The sequence below is a fragment of the uncultured Flavonifractor sp. genome (assembly GCF_944383115.1).
Taxonomy (GTDB): Bacteria; Bacillota; Clostridia; order Oscillospirales; family Oscillospiraceae; genus Flavonifractor.
Genome location: NZ_CALWOJ010000001.1, coordinates 54,031 through 76,650 on the forward strand (window position 1 = coordinate 54,031; position 22,620 = coordinate 76,650).

Consider the following 22,620-nt stretch of genomic DNA (forward strand, 5'->3'; position numbering starts at 1 on the left):
CCGGTCACGGTCAAGCCCGTCCCCCCCCAAAGCCTCCGCCTCCCGGCACGCCTCTTCCGGAGGATTGGCTTTCCGTCCATGCCGGTCGTCTCTCCCCGCATCACCTGGAGGCGGCATTCAAAACGCGGTCCTGATCCGGGATGCAAAGGCTTTGATCCCTCTTTTATGCTTCCCCTGAACAGATTGCGGGGCCGGAGAGATCTCCGGCCCCGCTCGGTCTGCGGATGACTCACTTTGCACTGTATTTGCAGTAGTTCATCAGCATCTGCGCCACCTGGCTGCGCAGTGCGGTGCCCTGGGGCGCCAGTCTTCCGTCGCCTGTGCCGTTGATAATGCCGTTCTCATTGGCCCAGGCCATCGCCTGACAGGCATAGCCGCTGATCTGATCGGCGTCGGCAAAGTGCTCCAGACTGTGGGTGCTCTCCGGCTTGCCCGCATAGCGCCACAGGATGGTGGCCAGCTGTTCCCGCGTGATGCTGTCGTCCGGCCCGTACAGACCGTTGTCGTAGCCTGTCACCACACCCTGTTCCGCCGCCCAGTGCACGGCATCGGCATACCAGATGCCGGGCTGCACATCCGGGAAAATGTTTGTCACACCGGCCGCCGGGTTGTTCTCCATGTTGTGGAGCACCTTGGCCTGCATCCCGCGGGTCATGATCCCATCCGGATCAAAGATGCCTCCGCCCGTTCCGCTGAAGATATCCCGGGCGGTGACAAAGGCCACAGCTTCGCTGTACCAGGCGTTTTCATCCACATCGGAGAAGGACTGGGTATTATCCACAATCCGAATGACGGAACTGCCCTCCAGGGTGAGAAGCACGCCGTCCCCGGTGGCTATGGACTGCTTAAGCACGGTTTCCGTACCATCTTGATCCACCAGGACCGCCACTACGCCGGGCGCGGCGTTCTCCACGGGGATCTTTACGGTGACAGTCTGGGCATCGCCGGGAAGGATGATCTCCACCGTGGGAGCGCTGCCGCTGCCCGAACCAGGTACCAGGCCGGGCAGAGGCAGTTCCACCGGCTGGCCGGTCTGCTCCGCCTGGGCCGCCCCCTCCTGGGAGATCTCCACCTGGGCGGTGGTGTTCCCCTCCGGGTCGGCCTGGGCTGTACCCGTGGTGCCGTCAGGCTTGGTGGTAGTCTCGGTCACCGTGCCATCGGGCTTGGTGTCGGTGGTCGTCGTGGTGCCGTCGGGATAGGTGGTGGTTTCGGTCACTGTGCCGTCAGGCTTCGTGACGGTGGTGGTGGTAGAGCCGTCCGGATTGGTCACGGTTTCTTCGTCCGGCTCCTCCGGCAGGGCACCGCCGCCGCCGCCACTGCCGCCGCCACTGCCACTGCCCTCATCACCGCCGCCCTGACTGCTCTGGGTGGCTGTGACGTTCAAGGGCGTGGACACGGATTGGTAGTTGGCGTTGGTGGGCGTGTATGTGGCATTATAGGAATTCTGGCCCTCCTTCAGTACCGTGGCCGGACTGTTCCAGCTCCAGCCTCCGGGCAGGGTGACGGTGCTGAGGGCGCTGCCTGCGGTACCGGTGAGGCCGGTTGGTTCCTGATACGCCGGATCACTGGCGGCCGGGGCTTTGGCGATGGTGAAGCTGAGGACCGTACTGCCGAAGTAGATACTGTCCTCCGGCACACTGACGGTCAGGGTGTAGCTGCCCGCATCCGCGGGCGCGCCGATCAGGGGCGTGCCATCGGACTTCTTCCAGGTGTAGGTCAGCCCGCCCGTATAGCCGCCGGTGACGCTGGGCGTGCCCTCATACTTGATGGGTTCGCCGTCATAAGTCTTGTCGCTGACGGTCAGGCCGGTGATGGTCACCTGGATCTTGCCCGCGGGCGGATTGACGTTGACGGTCAGGCCCACATCGACGGGGGCGTAGTTGGGATTTTCAGGAGTATAGGTGGCCTGATAGACGCCGGTAGCGGTCAGGGACTGCGACCCGTCCGCCCAGGCCCAGCCGCTGGGCAGGGCCACGGTGCTCAGCGCCGCACCGCAGTCGGCGGCAAGGCTGTCAGGCTCCCGATAGGCTGGGTCGCTGCTGCCCGGGGCCGGGTCGATGGTCACGGAGACGCTGACGGCGTTGCTGGTATACTTGGAGTCGCTCTCCGGCACCCGGACGGTGACGGTGTAGCTGCCCGCGTCTCTGGGCGCGCCGGTCAGAGGTTCGCCGCCGGCGGTGCGCCAGACGTATTCCAGGGCGCCGGGATAGTCCCCGGCGGCGGCGCTCACCTGAACAGGGGTGCCGTCATAGGTCTTGGTCACATTCTCCGGTGCGGTGACGGTGATCTGAGTCTTTTCCGCCGGTTCCTCCACTGCGGCTTCGGCGGCCAGGGACAGGGTTCCGGTGGCCGATGCGGCGAAGGGCACCAGGATCTGGCCGTCGGCCGGAGTGGTGACGGTCAGCTGGAATCTGCCGGTGGTCTCATCGGCGGTGGTGACCCCCGCCATGACGGCGGCGCCCTCCTCCTGGCCGATTTTACCGGCGTCGGTGGTCAGGGCCACCCCCACCAGCTGGCCGGGCTGGGCTGTTCCGGTGACCAGCGTGGTGCCGTCTCCCTGGTCCTGAGCGGTCACATCCGCGGGTGCCGCGGGGATCGCCCGGTCCACCAGGATGGTGATGGGCATACGCCAGGTGGCCGAACCGTCGTCAGCGATGGTCCACTGGCCGTCGCCGGACCGCAGGCTGTCGGCGCTCCCCTGCTCCACGGTAATGGTGATCCAGGCGGGATAGCTGCCGTCGGTCAGTTCCGTCCCGTCGGAGGCCACCAGCAGGGTGGCGTTTACCATGCCGCCGGCTGTCAGGGTGCCTCCGGCGGCGGCAAGCTGGGGATCACTGCTTCCTGCGGTGTTCCTATCCGGCTGGCCCAGGAAGGACCAGGTAAGGCCGCTCTGGCTCCAGGGTTCTCCCGCCTCGTCGGTGAGGGCAAAGGAGACATTGCCGGCATCCTTACCGCCGAAGCCGGTTTCGGTGACAAACAGTTCCGCTATGCCGGAGGCGGTGCTGCCCCTCAGGTCCTTGCCGATGGTCAGGGTGTCGCTCCCCGCCCAGGCGTCCACCTGCGCGCCGTCCGGGGTGAAGGCCATGGCCTCCACCAGCAGCTGGCCGGTGTAGCCCGCCGGAGCGGCGGCGGTAACGGTGTAGGTACCTGCGGCAGGGTTCTGGATGATCCAGTAGTCGTTTGCGTTGATATAGCTGCGGGTCACGGCCGCCTCGGTGGGACCCTTGACGGTAAGTGTGGCGCCGCTGGCGGGCAGGGCTCCCAGGGCAAAGCGCAGCTGCCGGGTGCCGTCGGCCACGGTGTAGGTACCTGCGGCGGTGAGGGCCTCGCCGCCGTCCCCCGCAGTGGAGACAATCAAGCCGGTGCGGTAGCCGCTGCCGGTCCGTACGGCGTCCAGCGCAGCCCGCTGGCCCACCCAGAAGTGGGCCAGGGCCGGACCCTGGGTCTCGGAGATGGTCATGCTGGTATCCTGGCTGACCTTCCAGGTCAGCAGGGCTGTGTAGCCGCCGTCGTCCGCCAGGGAACTGTCGGGCAGCAGGAAGCTCACCGTCTGGATGCCGGTTTCACCGGCGGGGAGGTACATAGTCTCGGCGTCGAAGTTCAGCACGATGCCCCGGTCGGTGAAGATCTGGATGCTGGGCTGCACCTCTACCGCCGCTGTGTGGTCGTTGCGGAAGGACAGGTAGAACTGGCCGGTGCCGGTGCTCTGGCCGGCGGCGGTCTCCACATCTCCGGCGGAGAAGCTGAGCAGGCTCACCGGCAGGGCGGGGTCCTTGCCGTTCCAGTCCGCCAGCATATCGAACAGGCCGGCGGTATTGTTCAGGGCGGCGGCCTCGCCGTCCAGGGCCTGGGTCAAAGCCCCCACAGTCTTTACCATGTTGGCCTGGGCGACCCCGGTGGCCTGCTCGGCGGCCTTCTGGTGGTCGTTGCTCCAGTTGAAGGAGTAGATGTCATAGAACGCACTCATGGCGATGGAAGAGGCGCCGATTACCGCACCCACCAGGGTGTTGCCGTAGGTGCTCACCAGCGTGCCGGCCACATCCACGCCAACCAGTCCGTAGCGGAACAGGATGTTCTCGTTATAGAACTTGACCGCATCGTTGGCCTGGGTGTAGAGGCCGTCCAGGGAGCTGTTCTGCTGGATGATGGCCTTAGCCAGATCGTTAAAGCTGAGCGTGCCGCTGGTGACCGCGTCCTTGCCGCTGCGCTCCCCGGGTCCGTAGACCTGGATGGGCGTCAGGGACAGAACCCGGCGGCCGCTGTCGTCCACACGGAGGATGTAGCTGTTCAGCCCGCTGAGATAGTCGATCATGGCACCGGCGGGGTAGCTGGAGGTCCACCCGTTGCCCAGCATGGCCTCCGTCTTTTCAATGGCGCCCTCCATGGCCTGGCTGGCGTTGTCCCTGGCCTGGCGGATGGTCTGGAGGGAGACCATCTGATCCATCAGCGCCTGGTACAGATCCTCCTCCGTGCTGTTCGGGGACATGGAGCGGAGGACCGCCAGGGCGTCCGCATCAGTCTGGCTGTACAGGAGGACCCGCTCCACCGCCTTGCCCAGCAGGAAGTTCATCACCCTGTTGAACAGGGGGTCGCTGTAGATGTCGGTCTTGCCGCTGATCTTTCGGTTCAGGGTGTCGCTGCCGATGAGGACCGTGAGTTCCCCGGTCAGCTGCTTGACGTACGCCTCCTTCTCCTCGGCGGTCAGCGCCTGGAAGCTGAAGCTCTTGATGTCCGTTATCAGGTCGGCAAACTTCCCGGCCAGGTCGGCGGCGTCGATGGTGTAGCTGCCCCTGTAGTAGGTTTTGTGAATGTAGTTGGCGGCGGCCTGATAGAGATCCAGCAGGACCTTGGAGGCCTCCGCGGACACCTTCTCGTTTTTGGCGGCGATGAGCGGATCGATGTACGCGCTCTGGATGGCGCTGATGCCCAGGGACAGGATCATGGAGAGGATGGGGTTATACCCCACGCCGGTGTTGCCCATGGACTGCACCACCTGGGATTTCAGCGCGCCCCAGTCGCCGTTTTCGCTGGCGTCGCGGCCGACCCTGAAGCACATGTAGATCTCTTTGATGATGCCGGTGGTGCTGCCAAAGCTGGTCACAAAGTCGCCCCGGCCCTTTTCGATGGTCTGGTATTCCTTCAGGCTGGCGGTGAACAGCTTGACCTCTGTATCGAAGCTGCTCCCCTGGCCCAGGATCTGCTTGACCACCTTGTCTGTCTCATTCATCCGGATGTCCAGCTGGCTGACAAAGGCGGCGGCCTCTTCTGTGTTGTAGCAGTCCTTGGCAATGGTCCGGATCTCGTTGGCGTCCAGCCAGGTGGACTGCAGCGACTGCGCACTGGCTTTCAGCTTGTCATAGGCCTTTAGGGCGGTTTCCTCCATCGTCTTGATATCATCAAGGGACGTGGTTCCCGTGACCTTGGACAGCGCCACCACCGCCGCTTTATATTCCTTGCTGGCCGCGTTCACCGCCACCATGGCAGCTTGGCGGTCGTTGAGGGCGGTTGAGAGGGTCTTGCCGTTGGAAAGCGTCACCCCGTACAGATTAAATACCTTGCCTCCGGATTCGCCATAGAGCTGGCCGGACTTCCACCAATCCCAGTACATCATCCTGGTGTCAAACCCAATCGCAGCGGTACTCTTGGAGACCAGGTTGCTTCCGGTGGCGCTGAGCACCTGGAAGTTCTCCTGGTGCTTGAACATGAAGCTGATGTTCCGGAGATTTTTCAGGATATCGCCGTTGGCAACGCTCTTCCAGAAACTGGATACTCCGCCGATAGTCTCGTCATAGAGGGTCTTGGCCAGGGCCTCGGCCATCTCCTGGCCCACTTTGCCGGCCAGTTTTGCCACCCGGTAGCTCTCGTTGAGCTTGATGCCCATTGAGGCGACGATGGACAGGATGCCTGTGGTAAAGTCCGTCTTGGCAATGCGGCTGTCCCAATCCTGCAGGCTGGCTATGGCGTAGTCATAGTCGCCCAGGCTGTAGCCGTATTTCTCCACGGTCACGTCATACAGGCTCTCCATGCCGTAGCCGCCGTTCTGGTTGGCACCGCTCAGCAGGCTCTTCAGATCCGCGGGGATCTCCGGATCGCTGAGGATATTGGCCAGCAGGGTGTTGTTGTCCTCATCGGGGTCGGCGTTGAGCAGCTTCAGCAGCCGCACCACAGTCTGGATCTGGCTTCTGGAAGCGAGGGCGCCGCCGCTCAGCTGCTGGATGGTAATGGTCTTGTAGTTGGTGGCGTTGGAGACGCCCCAGGCCTGGGCGGTCTCCCGCATCAGCTGGTCCCGATATTCGTCGTAGGCGTCGCTGCTCCGAAGGACCGTGTCGCTGCCGCCTCTGGACAGCAGCAGGGGCGCGGCGTTCATCTGGGACGCGGCGTCACCCTGGCTGAAGGCAATGGCCGCATTGTTGCGGGTGCCGTCCAGCACCAGCAGCTTGTAGCGGGCGTAGATGGTCTCCCCGCCGTCGATCTGGCCCACGGCCAGTTCTCCGTCGTAGGGCTGACTCTCCCAGTCCGCGGGATACTCCTCCCCCTCCCGGACCCAGGTGCCGGCCAGCAGCTGGACCTGGACCCCGTCCACTACCGGCAGCACCGGAGTCTCCAGGATCACGTCCTTGGCCGGGGAATCACCCAGGTTGGTGAATACGGCGTCAATGTACCAGGCATTGCCCTCCCCGGCCAGGATGTCATAGCTGGACACCACCTGGGCCGCGGTCCGGGCGCTCTGCCCCACCGCCGGGGTATAGCCGGTATAGGTCTCCCCGTTCCGGGTGAAGGAGTAGCTGATCCAGGCGTAGTAGTCGCCGGACAGGCTCTCCAGCCACGCCATGGCGGCGTCGCCCTCCTCCCGGGTCAGCAGGCCCTCCTCCACATATATGTCGATGATGGCGGAGTCCACCAGGTCCACCGTGGGGGTCATCAGGAAGCTGAGATCCACGCCGCCTCCGGCAGCCACCTCCGGAATGGTGATGCTGCCATCGGGGTTTTCCACCGCGCCGGTCAGGCCGTCCAGATTGGCGGTGACCATAAAGGTCTCATTTTTCAGCAGGGCGCCTGCGGCCAGCTGGCCCTCCTGGGGCATCTGGTCGGAAACCAGCACCCGGAAGGTGAGGTTTTCGATCTTCTCCAGCTTGGAGGGGTTGTCAAAGCCCACCTGGAGCACCTGGGTCTCCTTCTCATAGGCGGCGTTTTGGGCAAAGCCCAGAGAGAAGCCGTCGCCGCTGCCGGTCTGCCCCGCGCCCACCTGGGCGTAGGTGAGGAAGTCCTGACTGAAGTACTTGTAGCCCGCACCGGACAGGGCCGGGAAGGCCCCCTCCAGCCGTACATCCAGGGCCAGCTGGCCGCTGTCGGCCGCCAGGTAGTAGTCCCGGGACACATAGCTCACCCGCAGAGGGATGGTCCGGGTGACGGTCTGGCTCAGGTCGTCCCCCAGCCTGCGGATACCAGTGGCCTTCAGGGTGAAGTCCAGATACCAGCCGCCGGCAATAAACTGACCGTCCTGGTCCACCAGCTGCACCCTGGGCACCCGGCCGTCGGGAGCGGGGGCGGTGATCCCCTCGGCGTTGGTCTTGGCCAGCACCGTGGCGGTGCGGCCGTCGGCGCTGACGCCGGTGAGGATGTACTGCCCGCCGTTTTCCATGCTCCAGGTGGGGAACATCCCCGCCTCCCCGCTCCACACCAGGCCGCAGCCGGCCGGCAGGGTCAGGGTATAGGTGTTGGGGCTGCCCTCCACCTCAGCTACGCCCGCCCGGACGTACAGAGCGCTCTCCGCCACCTCCCACACCAGGTCCAGTTGCTGGCCGGGGACCAGCTCATCCAGGGTGATGGAGGATACGGAACCGTTCTCCCCCCGGAAGGTGATGAGGTCGGCGTAGTCCTCCTCGCCGCTCTCCAGGGTAAAGGTAACGTCATACAGAATCTCGTCCAGGGCGCCGGTGCTCTCCAGGCAGGAGTTGCGCACCGACAGGCGGCTGGCCACCCGGTTCAGGGTGTAGGATGCCTCGAACTCGTCGGCGGGGTAGTTGAAGGCCAGGCCCGCCTGGGTGGTTGGCTCGGTGGTCAGCTGGTAGGCGATGTCGTAGAAGGCCTGGTTGGCCCCGGTCACCAGATACAGGTCCGAGGAGGTGCCGGCGGTCAGGCTCAGTTCAAACATCTTGGGCTTCACTGTGACGCGCTGGGGATTCAGGTCGATGGTGGGATAGAGGGTGAAGGTCTGCTCCAGCGTCTCATAGCCGTCGGCACGGAAGGTGAGGGTGTAGGTGCCGGCTGGGTAGTTGGTCAGCTGCACCCGGCCGTACCCGCCCAGCGTCTCGGTGTAAAGCTGGGGCTGCGCCGCCTCGGCGGGGCCGTAGAGGGAGACCGTGGCCCCCTCGGGCACGGGGACGCTGTCCTCGTCCCACAGTTCCAGCACGGCGGTGCCGATCTGGGCAGCGGAGACGTGGAAGGTCACGGGGATGCGCCGCTCCATCGGCGTTCCGTTGCTCCTGGCGGTGATGATCACCTCTCCGGTGTAGGTCCCCGCCTCCACCTTCTCCGTGGGGGCGGCGATGACCTGGATGGACATCCGCTGGGCAGTGTTCTGATAGGGCTTCAGCGTGGCGTCCTCCCCCAGGCCGGCGATGGCCAGGTTGACCCAGGGCAGGTCGGGTGCGGTGACCTGGATGTCGGTCAGGTCGCCGTCGCCGGCGTTCCAGAGCCGCACCAGGGCAGCCACGGTCTGGCCGGGACGGATGGCCCGGACCACCGTGCCGGGGCGCTCTTCGTCCCCGGTATCCAGCTCCAGCACCGCCTGGGCCGCCCGTACGGTGACGTTGACCGTCACAGTGCGGGAAACGCTCATACCCTCGTTGGGTTCGCCGGTGGTGCCGGTGAGGGTGAAGGTCAGAGGATAGTCGCCGGGGGTTACGCTGGCGTCCGCGGCGATCTCCAGGGCGAAGTCCAGCGCGTCGTACTCCGGCTCCGCGCCGTTGATGACCACGGCGTTGGCGGTAAGGTCCAGAAGTTCGGACGTCACGCCGGTGCTGCCGGGGATCTCATACACGCCGCCGGTGCCCTGGAACTTCACGGTAAAGCCCGCGGGCACACCGGTGGCCCTCAGGGTAACGTCCGTCAGGTCGGTGTAGCCGATGTTGGCCGCCTGGCCGCTCACCTGCCGGGCCTGGCCCTGGGTGAGGGTCAGCCTGGCAGGCAGGGTCACGTAGGCCCCGTAGACCGAGAGGGCCTGGGAAGCCATTTTGGTGATGCCGTTTTCGGTCACCGAGGCGGAGGCCGTCACGGCGCCGCCCAGGCCGCCGGGCAGGGCAATGTTCAGGGCATACTTGCCCTCGCTGTCCACGGTGGCAGTGTAGGAATAGACGCTGCCGCCCACCAGGGTCAGGGTGACGATGGCCCCCTCGTTCACGTTCTGGGTGGTACCGGAGAGGGTGAGGCTGTCCCCCGCCGCCAGGACGGTCTGGGAGGCCGCCAGGGTGATGCCTACAGGGGCGGCCAGGGTGACGGTCTGCTGGGCCTCACCGGTGAAGCTCCCATCCTTGGCATCGGTAAGAACGGCCGCCGCTTTCAGGGTCTTATTGCCGGTTGCCATGCTGCTCAGGTCGGCGTTCAGCCGGTAGGCGCCGGCAGCGGGGTCAAATTCCCCTTGGCCCAGAAGCTGACCGTCCAGGTAGAAGGTCACGTCCACCGTATAGTCGTACTGTTCCGCCGCCTCGCCCTCCAGTTGGCCGGGCCGGGCCACAAAGGTGGTCAGGCCGGTCTCGGAGTCGATAACCCGGGCCGTCAGTACATTCTGATTGTTTTGGGTCAGGGTGCCGGGGTGGTCCAGTTCCACCAGGATGCCGCGGCCCACCGTGACGGTGCTGTCCATGACTACGCCGTCCCGGCTGTCCATGACCACCTGGTAGGCGCTGTCCGCCACGGCGGTGAGGGTCATCTCCCCGGTTGGAGTTTGATCCGGCGTCCAGTCTACGGTAACGGTTGTGCTCTCCTCTGCTGTCAGGCCGCCGCACGGGGCGCTGCCCACCAGCGCTCCGTTGAGGTACAGGGACACGGTGAAGGCCCCGGCGCTCCCCGCTCCGGTGTTTTCGATGGTGACGGAGGCAGTGGCCGGATGACCGTAGGTGAGGGGTTCCGCAGTGGTCACGCCGGTGACCGCCAGGGTGGGCCGGGCGGGGGCGGTGATGGATACACCCTCCGCCTGGGTAAAGGTGTTGTTGAGCTGGTTGAACTCCGGAATCCTGCCGCCCTGGTTTACCACGGCGCCCAGGACCTCCGCATCGGTGACATCCGTCCAGGTGAGTGTGACCTGGGTCCTGCCGCCGGCAGCAAGACCGCTGCCGGTTTGGGCCGCGCCCACATAACGGCCGCCGGCGTAGAAGGCCACCTCCAGCCCGGCGGGGCAGGGGGCGTCACCCTGGTTCTCTACCGTGGCGGTAAGCTTGTATCCGTCCGCAGCCTCCCCGGCGGACAGGCCGGTGATGGTCAGGTCGGGATAGGCTACGGTAATCAGGGCGGTTTTGACTGTGAGTTCATTGTTGGCCTTGTTGGTCTCCACCAGCTTGGCGGTGGGACCGTCGGCCAGAAGGGTGAAGGTATAGCTGCCGCTGGCCTCCGGGACGAAGGAGATGGTCACAGTCTCGCTTTCCTCGCATTCCAGCGCCCCAAGGGCGGCCATGCCGGCGTATTCCCCGTCGGCGTAGAGGATAACGGCGGTGGGTTCGGAGGCCACCTTGCCCACATTTTCCACCATGGCGGTGATGGTGAGCGCCTCACCGGCATTCAGCTGGAACGCGCCGCCCACCGGCCGCACCGCGCCGTTGCTGTCGGCGGCCACGCCGCCCACCTGCACGTTGGACAGCTCCAGGTCGGGGAAAGCGCTCACGCCGGCGCTGCCCAGAATGACGATGCTGCGCTGGTTGTTGCGCAGGTCGGCCTCGTCCACGGTCAGGGACACATCGTTGACCTTCACCGTGGCCACATGGGAGTAACTGTCGGGCATGGTGTAGGTGAAGTCCACCGTCACGGTCTCGTCCTGCTCCAGCTTGCCGTCTCCCCCGTTGTCATAGAGATTGATGCGCTGATAACCCTGGTAGACGTTGTCTACATACAGGGTGGCGATGAAGTTGTCAGTGACGGGGTTCTCCTTGTCGTTGGTGATCGTTGCGTGGAGGGTGACCTCGTCCTCCTCGGAGAAGCCGCCGCTCTTGTCATTGGTGATGGTCAGACCGTTGTTGATGGGCAGGATCAGGTCGGGCCGGGTCTCTTCCACCGTCACCATCACGTCGTGGACGGCCTGGGAGGTGGTGGGCCGCCCGTCTTCCCAGGCGGTCTTGTCCAAGGCGTTCTCCGCGCCGTTGTCGTCCATCACATAGAGGGTGGCGATATAGGAGCCGGAGGCCTGGTAGGCATGGCTGGGGGTGGGACCCAGGCCGGACTGGCCGTCACCGAAGTCCCAGACGTACAGGACCAGGGCGCCGCCGTCCGGGTCATAGGACCGGGTGCCGTCGAACACCGCCGGCTGGCCGTAGTCCACGGTAAAGTCCACCCCGGCGTCGGCGATGGGGGCGGCGTTGAAGGTGATGTCGGCGGTGACGCCGGGGGCGCTGGCCGCCATCTCTCCACTGAGGCCGGCCCCCAGGGTGGTCATCTTCACCCGGTAGGTACCGGCGATGGTGGGACGGTTGGGGTTGGTGAGGCCCAGTTCCCAGGTATAGGTGAAGTCAGCCGAGGCATCGGGAGCCAGGGTCTGGGGTCCCACGCTGCCCAGATACTTATATTCCTGGGCCTCGCCGTTCACATAGCGGGCCGCGTAGAAGTACACGGTGACCTCTTCGGTATTTCCGCTGTTGTTGACCGCCTTCACCGAAATCTGGGCGGGCACATCGTCCCCCAGTTCATGGTTGCGTCCGGTCTCGCCCAGCACGGCGGTGCGCTCCCCGTTCTCGTCGTAGAGGATCTGGGAGGTTTCCGGCTCTTTCAGTTCCACGCCGCTGCCGTAGACCACCTTGTAGTACCGGGGCTGCACCTTGCCGTCCACCAGCAGCAGCTCATCCACGATGTACAGGTAGTCGGTGTCCTTCCCCTCGGCATTCTTGTAGGTGTCCTTCCAATAGTTGCCGTGGGAGAGCGTCACCGGGGTTCCGGTCATGGCGGCGTTGTCGTAGCGGTACACCGCCGAGACGGGGATGCCGGTCATGGCCTCCACCTCGCCGATCATCAGTACGGCGTGGCGGGCGTCGGTGGTGTCGGGGGTCTCCGCCCGCTCAGGGGCGGTAAAGGTGTAGGTATCGCCCTCCAGGGTGCCGTCGCTGACGGCCCGGGGCACATACAGCGGTATCCGCAGGCCGGTCTCCATGTTCCAGAAGAAGGCGGGCAGACCGTGGTTGCCCATGATGACCTTGACGGTCTGAGACTCCTGGCCTTCCTCCTGGAGGGTCACCTCATCCTTGCCCACGATGTGGGTGTAGACGGCGGTGATGAGGGGGTTAAGCTCCACGCCCTCATAGGGCCGGTGGGTCAGGCTGGCGGTGAAGTTGAGCACCTCGCCGTACACATCGTCCCCCAGTTCCCCGGCGGCGGTGGGCAGCTCCCAGCGGATGGTATACCAGCCCTTGACGGTCGCTCCCGCTCCCACATCGCCCAGGGTCACCCGGAAGCTGCTGCCGGAGGAGGCACCAAAGGAGGTGTCCACGATCTGCCAGGTGCCCACCAGGCCGGACTTGTTCTCCACGATCTCCAGCTGGGAGGAGTCCAGCACCACGTTGCGCGCGGCGCCGTAGCCGCTGTTTTTCACCACCACTTCCAGGTTGAAGGGCACGTTGGGATAGACCTTGTGGGGCAGGAAGTAGTCCACGGTCAGGGAGGGCTGGGGCTGGACGGTGATCTCCACCGCCTGGGTGGAGGTCTGCACCGGCTTGGAGGCGCCGGGGTTCTCCCCCTCCCCGGGGGTGACCACTGTGTAGCCCACGTCGGCCCGCACCTGATATTGGATGCCGTCTGTGCCGCCCATGCCCTCGCCGGGGATCAGCTTCCAGGTGAGGGTAGCCGTCTCGCCGGGCTGGAGGATGGAGGGTGCGGTGCGCTGGGGCAGGATGTACATGAGGGCCGTGGCATCGGTGACGGTGCCGTCGTCCTCCACCCGTTCCACCACCACATTGGCGGTGAGGCCCTGAAGGGTGATGTTCCCGGTGTAGTTGTTGGTGACGGTGAGGGTGGCGTCAAAGGCCTGGCGCTCCAGGGAGGCGGTCTGGGACAGCTCCATCTTCACCAGTTCCATGACGCTGCCGCCGTCGGGCCGCTCCGGCTTCTGCGTCCCCAGTTCCCCATCCCAGAGGAGCAGGTACTCCAGCTCGCTGACGTCCACGTCCTCGGGCAGGCTCAGTTCCAGCTTCTCCTCCAGGTCCAGGCCGTCCGCCAGGGTGTCCACGGTGACCTTGGAGGTGCCGGGGTTGTAGATGCCCACGCCCAGGCTGAGGGTCTTGGCGGGCATCTCAGGCAGGCCGTCTGCGTCGTAGGACAGGTAGCTGCCCGTGACCTGCAGTGCCGCATGGGCGGAGGGCCGGCTGGCCAGTTCATAGTACCCCTCACTGACCACGATCTGCACCGTCTTGTAGCTCATGGCGGGGATGGTGCCGATGTAGCCGCCGCCCACCACCGAGATGCCGGTGTTGGTGCCGTCGATCCGGGCGGAGACGTCGTACACGTCCACCAGGGAGTTGTTGACGATGTTGGTGGTGAGGGTGATGGGATTGTCCACCTGTTTGGGCACGGTGAACCAGGGGGTGGTGCTTCCCAGCTTGGGCGTGGGAATGGTGACCCCCATATCGATGTTCAGCTTGATGTCGTACTGGTCCACGATGGTGGTCTCGGTGACCGTCCAGGTGATCTGCACCGGCAGGGTGGTGAGGGTGACCGCCTCCGCCTGGCCGCTGAGGCCGGGCATCAGCTCCAGCACCCCCTCATAGGTCTCCATGCCCTGGGCGGTGATGACGTAGTCGTAGGCCCCCGCCGGCTTGCCCTCCAGGACAGCCAGACCGTTTTCGTCGGTGGTGAGGGAGTAGTTCAGGTAGTACTCGGTCTCCACGCCGTTGATGATCTGGATCTGGGGGTCTTTGCCGTAGAGCTTGATCTGGGCGTTTTTCACCTCATCCCCCAGGTCGCTGGTCACCTGGAAGGTGGCAGTGCCGGTGTCCAGGGCGGTGACCTCCAGGGCCACGGGGATGGTGCAGGTGACGTTGCCCTCCTCATTCTTCAGCACCACCTTGTCCTGATACCGGCCCAGCTGGGTGGAGGAGAGGGGCGCGAAGGTGATGTCGAAGGTCAGGCTCTCCCACTGGCCGATGGCGGTCTTGGACAGATTATCCGCCCGGATGAAGCTCAGGCCGGGCTGCTGGATGGTGATGCCCTCCCAGGCTCCTGTGCCGTTGTTCTTCACGGTGACCGTGCGCGTGATGGTGTCGCCGGGATTGGCGGAGACCACCACATTGGCCGGGGTGGCCTTGGGCGCGGCGGTGGCCGGGCGGAGATAGAGCTTCAGCACCGTCCGGGCGGAGACATTGACGCTGCTGCCCCCGTCGTTGGAGACGGCGGAGAAGGTCACAGTGTACTCCGCGTAGTCCGGGGCATCGGCGGTGGTGGTGATGCTCACCGGGATGGACAGGGCGTCCTTGCTCACGGGCAGGTCCTTCTCAAACCCACCCTGATCCAGGGTCACGGTGACGCCGGGATAGGCGCTCCCATTCTCAAGAACCGCTGTCACACCGGTCAGCTTGCCGAAGGTGCCGCCCCAGGCGGCGTTGTGGAGGTTCAGCGTGACGCTGCCCGTGTCCAGATTGCTCCCCTTGGTCATGGTGACCACGGTCTCGCTGGGGGAGGGCTCCATGCCGTAGACGGTGAAGGCAGTGCCGGTGATGTCGGTACCCATCAGCCGGTCGTAGGCGTAGGCCCGCACCGCCCACTTGCCGCTCTCCTTGGCCTGGGGTGTGAAGGTGTAGGTGAAGGTGCCGGTTTCGGTGTCGTAGGTCATGTCGGCCCGGTCTTCGGCGGTCTCGGGGGCGATGAAGATGATCTTCTGGCCCCGGTACCAGGTGATGACGCCCTCGGCGCTTCCCTCCACGACGGTGCCGTCGGGCTGCTGCTGATAGCTGGGCAGCAGGTCCAGTTCCAGCACGATGGTGCCGGTGTAGGGATCGCCGTCCCCCTGGGTCACGGTACCGGTGATGGTGACCGGCGTCCCCGCCGCCACCGGCAGGCCTGGCTCCTCGCCGTCCACTGTCTGTACGGTCGTGGTGCCGTCAGATACCGACAGGGAACCCTGCACGTCCTGCACAAAGACGATCTGGGTCTCGTAGGTGGCGGAGTAGCCGCCGTACACCCCGTCGAAGCGGAGGGTGTAGTTCTGGGTGGCAAGGCCGGAGACGGGAAGTTCCGCGGAGAAGTTCCCCTCCCCGCCGTCCGCCAGGTTCACCTGCTTGTCGGTGCCCAGGATGGAGGCGGTGATAGACAGGCCGTCAGTGGCGGTGGGCACGGTCCCGTCGGCCATCTTTGCGCTGGCCTTCACCGGAATGGTGTGCTGGCTTTCCAGGAACATATTGGCCCCGTAGTCGTTGCTCTCGCCGTCCTTGTTGGGGCTGGTGGTCAGGGTCATGCCGTTCCTGACCGTGTAGGTAAAGGTATAGGGCTGATAGTAGGTGGTGTCGAAGTCGGCGCTGCCCACCGGCTCCAGTCTTACCCGGACGCTGTACTTGCCGGAGTGTTCCGGCTTGAAGGACAGAATCTGGATGGAGGTGGAGTTGCCCTGGATGCCGTTATACTGGGTGCGGGAGACAGCCTCGTAGGCGGTCTCTGCCGGCTCGGTGTCCTTGTCCGCCCACCTGGCGGCGGAGACCACCAGGGCGTACTTGTCAAAGAGGGTGGCGGTGGAGCGGTTGGACACCCGGACGGTGAACTTGGCCTCGCCGCCGTAGTCCAGGGTGTCCGCCGGGGCATTGTACACGTCGGACAGCCACAGGTCGGGCTTGCGCACCGTCAGATCCAGGGTGCGGGCGGTCTGCACCACCGGCGCATCCACCACGGCCCGGTCCGGGTCGGCGGTGACGGTGACGGTGTGGCTGCCGTCGGCCACCACCCACTCGGCAAAGACGTCCACGGGCTGGCCCGCCTGGAGCACCGTATTGCTCCCCGGGGTCCGGTCCAGCTGCACGGTCTTCAGGGGCTTGCCGTCCACCTCAAAGGTGACGGAGAAGGGCACCGTGATGTTGACCGCGCTGCTCACCCTGGCGGTGAAGCGCAGGGTGGAACCCTGTACCGGGTCGGCGGTATTGCCCGGCTCGATGGTGATCTCGCTGAGGGTGAGTTCAGGCACCGCCACGGTGAAGGCATCCGTTTCGACAGTGGCGCTGTTGTTGCTCTCGTCGCGGTCCATCAATTCGCCGCCGGCAGTGAGCGTGACAGTGTGTACACCCGCCGTGGGGGCGATGGCAAAGGACTCCACACCGCTGGCGCCCACGGCCCTAAACACCTGCCGCTGGGCGGCCACCTGGCCGTCCACATAGAGGGTCAGGGTAAAGGTGGCGTCGGCATCGCCCTTGTTTTCCACCGCGGCGGACCAGATCACCTGGTCCTGGGTGGTGAAGGAGGTGGAGTCGGGGTTGTTCAGATTCTGCCAGTTCAGGTTGGTCACCGCGATGTCGGCAAACTCCACCTGCTCGGCGTTGTACTGAACGGTGAGGACATTGTTGGTCATGTCCGGCTCGGAGATGACCTGCAGGATGTCGTTGGTCACCACCTTGAGTACCTGGGCGCCGGCGGCGGCGGTGTAGTGGAAGGTGACGGTCTTGGTTTCATCCTTCTCCAGGCCCGTGAGGGTCTGGTAGCCCAGGGAGGTGCCGTTGCGGATCAGGCTGGTGAGGAAGGACATATCGGCAGGCACCGGGCCGGGGCCATGGTTGCCGATGACGGCGGTGACCTTGACGGCGTCGCCCTCCTGAATGGGTCTGTCACCGGTCACCGCGCTATAGTCCTCGTCCTCCCCGCCCCTGCGCTCCACGGTGATGGAATCCACATACAGGTCGGGGCGATTGTCGGCCACGGTGACCGTGCCGGTGAGGACGGTGGCCGCCCCCTTCTCATCTGTAGCCGTGAGGGTAACGGGGTAGCTGCCGGGGGTCATGAAGCGGTGGGAGACGGCCATGCCGGTCTTGCTCTCGCCGCCCACCTCCCACAGGTAGGTGAGCTGGTCCCCGTCGGCGTCGGTGCTTCCCTCCGCCGTCAGGGCCACCGTCTCGCCGGAATCACAGGTCAGGGCATCGTCCTTGAGGTTCCATACCGCGGCGGGGGCGTGGTTGAGGGGCAGGGCGTCGGTGCCCATGGTATTGTTATCCGGGTTGGTATCCGTAGCCTCCCCATCGCTGGCGAAGGCGGCGGAGAGCGTGACCTTCTCCCCCTCAACCGGGGTCAGGGTAAAGAGGATCTCCCGGGTCTCCCCCGCCCGCAGCAGGGCGTAGTCCCCGCTCTCGCCGAAGGTGACGCTGCCCACAGTCTGCGCCCCGCCGCCGTAGTCGGCGGTGAGGGTCAGGGTGCCCCCCGCCCGGGCGGGGCCGGCGTTGCGGACGCTCACCGCGATGGTGCCGGCGCGCCCCACGGTGAGGACGCTGTCCCGGCTCACCGGCGGCTGGACGATAGCCACGTCGCACTCCGCCCCGGCTCTTTCAGACACGGGGCCGGTGGCCTGGGACTCGTTGCCCGCCCGGTCCACGGCGGTGACCCAATAGTAGTAGGTCTTGCCCTTTTCGCAGGTGCTGTCCCGGTAGGCCCCCGCGGCGGTCTCGCCGATGGGGTCGTTTTCCAGGGCCGCCGCAAGGCCGTCAGCATTCTCCGAGCGGTAGATCCGGTATTTCTGCACGTCGGGGGAGGCGCTGGCGGTGAAGTTCAGCAGGATGGCCCCGCCGCTGCCCTCGTCCGCGGCCGAAAGGCCGGTGACCGGGTCGGGGGCCTGGTTGTCGTAGCGGCACTTGACCGTGGACACCGCGACCTTCTCGCTGTTGTTGCGGGCGGTGACCCGGAGGGCATACCACTCCTCGGTCTGAGCGGCCTCGTCCAGCGTCCACTGGGCCGTGAGGGTATAGGTCTTGCCCCCCTCCGCGTCCGGGGATGGGCCGTCAAAGGTCTGGATGGGCTGCCAGACGGTGCTGCTGTCCGGCTCCGCCATGGAGCTGGCACCCAGCCAGGCGAATTCCAGCTTGACCTCTTTTACCTCGATCTCGTCCTCCACCTTGGCGGTGACGGTCACCGGGCTGCGGAAGGCCGAACCCTGCCAGGGTTCCAGGGAGAGGATGGTGGGGGCGCCCTGCTGCTCCTCAGGGTGGAGCCAGCCGGTGGCCACGCTGCGTTCCCCATCCTCATTGGCGGTGGAGTAGGCTGCCACCTGGTAGCTGTAGGCCCGGGTGGGGTCCAGATAGCCGCCGTTGTCGGTATCAGTGAAGGTGTTGCCGGCTTCCTTGCTGATCTCGGCCACCTGCACATACTCCCCGCTGTCCACGGCACGGTAGACGCGGTAGCCCGCTACATCCAGCCGCCCCACGGTATTCCAGGCCAGGGTGATCTGCCGCTCTCCGGCATTGACATTCAGGCCGGTGGGGGCGGCGATGGGGCTGTTGGCCAGGGCGTAGCCGCCGGAGACGGCATTGCTCTCATTGCCCGCCCCGTCGGTGACGGTGAACTTCAGCTTGAGGTTGCCGGTGGCGTCGGCGGTGAGCTTTGTGGTGTCCAGGGTCAGCACGCTGCCGTTCCAGGTGACGCCCTCGGTGATCGGGGTCCAATTTTCCTCGCCGGTATAGGGACTCCACCACACCTTTGCCCCGGCGATGACGCCGGAGTTGTCGGTGGCATTGAGGGTAAACGGGAACGCATCCCCCGAGATGCCCGCGCCGGGGGCGGGCGTGACGCCGCTCAGGTTTGGGGCTTCGTCGTCGGGCAGAATCTTCAGGCCCACGGGGATGTCCCCGGTGCGGATGTGCTGGTAGCTGCTGTTGTCAAGCCGGACGTAGACATCCTGCGGCCCGCTCCAGCTGAAGTCATTGGCGGGGATCTTGCAGGTCAGGGTAGCGGCGTAGCTGCCGTCCTCCTGCTTGGTAAAGGAGACAGAGGGATATCCTGTAAGCCGCACCTCTTCCCCGTTCACCGTCCGGCAGAGGATGGCGCTGCCGCCCCGGATGAAGCCGGCGGTGACGGTGACCGAAAGGGTCTGGCCCTGCTCCAGATCTTCGCCGCCGGTTTCCTTGATATCCTGGTCGCCGTAGGTGACAGCGGTGGTTTCCAGCTTTTCACCCTCATAGCAGGTGTCGAAGGTGCCCACCTGGAAGGTGCCGATGTTGCCGTATTCGTTGTAGGCGGCGATGGCATAGAGGTAGTACTTTCCCGCCGACAGATTGTTGGAAGTATAGCTGCTCCCGTCTTCCGCCTTGACATTCACGATGGTGTACTGCCCGGTGTAGCCCGGGGTGTCGGGCAGGGTGGTGGGGTCGCCGCTTGCCCGCAGCTCCTCCACCGCCGCATCCCGCTCGGCTGCGGTGGCGTAGCCGTTGTCGCTTTTGGGGCACCACAGGCGGATGCCGGGGCTGCCCTCCGGGGCGTTCTGCCAGCTGTAGGTGACAGAACTGTAGGTGCTCAGTGTCACCTCGGCGCTGTGGGTGAAGTTGTCCGGCAGGGCCGGACCCACGTTGGCCACCTCAAAGGGGTGGTCATAGGCCGCGGATGGGTTGCCCGCGCTGTCGTACACATAGACCCGCAGGCGGTAGCTGCCGTCCTTCAGGGTGTAGGTGGTGCCCTCCCCGTTGGGGGTAAAATAGGTGGGATCGGGGCCGCCCCCGGGGAAGGTGCGCACGGCGTAGGTGTAGTTGATGCCCAACCGATAGCTGTTCTGGAGCACGTTTTTGGTATTCAGCCACTCGGAGATGGTTGTCTCGCCGTGGATCGTGCCCTGGATGGCGGTGCCGTAAGCGTAATTGTAGGTCCGCGCGCCCTCCAGCAGCACGGCGTCCCCCGTGTCTTCAGCGGGCAGCAGCTGCCAGCTGTAGCTCCTCACCCGGCCGTTGTCCCAGCCGGTGAGGGTGAATCTATACTCGCTGTCCTCGTATTGGCTGCTCACTCCGGTGACGTTGGGGGCGGTGGTGTCGGGCTGCGGGGTGACGATCTGGCTATAAACACCCTGCTCCCCCAGGCCGCCGGCGGCGGTCACCGCCGCCACAGCGAAGGCGTACTGCTCCTTTTGGTACTCGGGGGTATTCTCGCCGCAGGGCTCCATATAATATGTATAGGAGTTGCCGGTGACATCTGTTTTCAGCGCCGTGCCGTTGACGTAGACCCGGTAGCCCGCCGCGCCCGGTACCTCGTCCCAGGTAATGGTGGCCGCGTTCTCGGCAACGGTCACGCTGATGCTGGCGGGGGCGTCCAGGGTGCCGTAGGTCAGGGTCTGGATCTGCTCCGCGGTCCGGCCGGCCCAGTCCACCCCCAGGAAGCGGATGTCATAGCTGCCCCGGGTGAGGGCGCTGCCGCCGAACAGGGAAGAAACTGTTATGGTGAAGGTCACATCGTTCCCCGTCCCCGCGGCGGCGTTGGGGCTGTTCCCGACGTTCCACTGGGTGGCGCCGCTCTTCCGCCAGAAGAACCGGCCGCCCTGGAGCAGGACGTCGTCGGAAGCAGTGACGGAGAAGGTGGACCCACTGTCAAACACACCCTCCGCCACCGGGTTGGAGACCTGGATTCCGCCCGCTGTGGGCGCTGCGGTATCCCCGCTCATGCCGCCCGAGGCCGGCGCGGAGACGCACCAGCTGTCCAGTCCGATCTGCCTGACCCAGCTGTTGGTGCCACCCCAATAGCCTTCGATAGAGCCGAAGTTCAGATACACATCAAAATTATACTGCCCGCCCGGCCGGATGCTGTCGTTGGCCAGGTTTCCGGAGAGCCTGGGGTACCCGGATTTGAAGGTCATCCCCACCGGGAAGCTGTAGTCCCAGGCTTCGGCCGTACCCTCGGCCGAAACATACTGATTCAGTGTCTTTTGGCTGCTGCCCACGTAATAGCGCAGGGTATATCGGACGTCCGCCGTCTTGAGCAGGGCGTTCAGGGCGTCGCGCAAAGCCTCCTCGTTCTGGGGACGGCCGGGGTAGGCGCTGATGTCCAGCTTCTCCACCTCAGCCCAAATCTGGGCGATGGCCTCTTCAGAGAAGGCCAGGTTGGAGGCGTCCACTGTCACGCCGGTGGACGAGCCGCTCACCGTCAAGCCGGTGAGGAGAGGCTTCTCAGTCCCCTCCAGAGTAAAGTCCTGGCCGTAGTCCGGATCAGATGGGTTGCCGCAGGTGTCGTAGCCCACCACCTTCAGGCGGTAGGTGCCCGCGCCCAGGCCGGACAGGTCCAGCTTCACGGTGTTGGTGGTGCCGCTGCTGTTGAAGGCGGGGCTGGGAATGTCGGCCCGGCCGGCAGCGGTGGTGTCCGTGTAGGTCCCCTCCTCGTTCCGCTGGATGGTAAAAAGCGCGTGGGAGGGAGTACCCCAGGCGTCGCTCACCGTGGCCCCCGCCGTATAGGTCAGTCCGGACAGGCTGCCGGTGGCGATGGACACCTCGGGAGCCACGGTCTCCGTAAACCCGGAGGGGTCCGGCCCCGCCGTGCTTGTACGCACGGAGTAGGATGAATTATTGCCGGGGCTGACCGTGAGCACAAAGGTCACCGGCCCCAGGCTGGGGTCCGCCGCCACGGTGGCGGAGGTCTGGCCTGTGACAGTGAGAGACGTTTTGGTGGTCACGGTGCCGGACTCGTCCCGCTGGTACAGTCTGACCGAGCTGGAGGAGCCGGCGGCGGAGGCGGTGAGCACATAAGTCCAGGTGCTGTCCCCGCCGGGGATGGCCTCAGGGTGGTCCCAGCTCAGGTCCACCATCAGGTCGCCGCCGGCCTCGGCGGTGAAATTCCGCACCGTCAGCCCGTCCGAGGGGACGGCGGACTGGTAGGTAACGGTCAGTTTGGCATCATAGGTAATGAAACTCTGTCCGAAGTAGAAGGTGTACTGCTGTCCGTCCACCAAATTGGAAAATCCGCCCATCTGGCAGACCATACCGCTCAGGCCGGTGTCTGCGTTGACGCTTCCGGCGTAGATGAGTGAGGTGCTGCCGCCGGACTGCACCCAAAGCTGACTGTATGTGGACTCCCCCGTCACCTTGAAGCGGGACAGCGGGTGGATGACATCTTCTCCCGCCGTACCGGCCTCATTGCCTCCGGGGCCTACTACGCTGAGGGTGACGCCGCTGTTCCTCGTGCTGTTCAGCGGGACGTCCATGGTGGAGGGCGTCAGAACGTCCCCATCCATTGCGGGTGGGGTCTGGGATTGGGTCCCCGTCTCAGGCGTGGTCTGGGGCTGAGTCCCCGTCTCAGGCGCGGTCTGGGGCTGGGTCCCCGTCTCAGGCGTGGTCTGGGGCCGGGTCCCCGTCTCAGGCGCGGTCTGGGGCTGGGTCCCCGTCTCAGGCGCGGTCTGGGGCTGGGTCCCCGTCTCAGGCGTGGTCTGGGGCTGGGTCCCCGTCTCAGGCGTGGTCTGGGGCTGGGTCCCCGTCTCAGGCGTGGTCTGGGGCTGGGTCC

The 22,620-nt window shown here is 65.4% G+C and carries 1 protein-coding gene; it reads right to left on the reverse strand.

What is annotated here, in order from left to right; translation table 11 throughout:
- Positions 1-229 precede the first annotated feature (229 nt).
- Positions 230-22,354, reverse strand: coding sequence for a CARDB domain-containing protein (locus Q0K43_RS00215; protein WP_297288552.1), 22,125 nt, complete (start codon positions 22,352-22,354; stop codon positions 230-232).
- Positions 22,355-22,620 lie beyond the last annotated feature (266 nt).

Bases quoted from the DNA above. Each gene is read 5' to 3' on its own strand.
- Q0K43_RS00215 (WP_297288552.1), bottom strand. From the start codon at position 22,354: ATGGATGGGGACGTTCTGACGCCCTCCACCATGGACGTCCCGCTGAAC.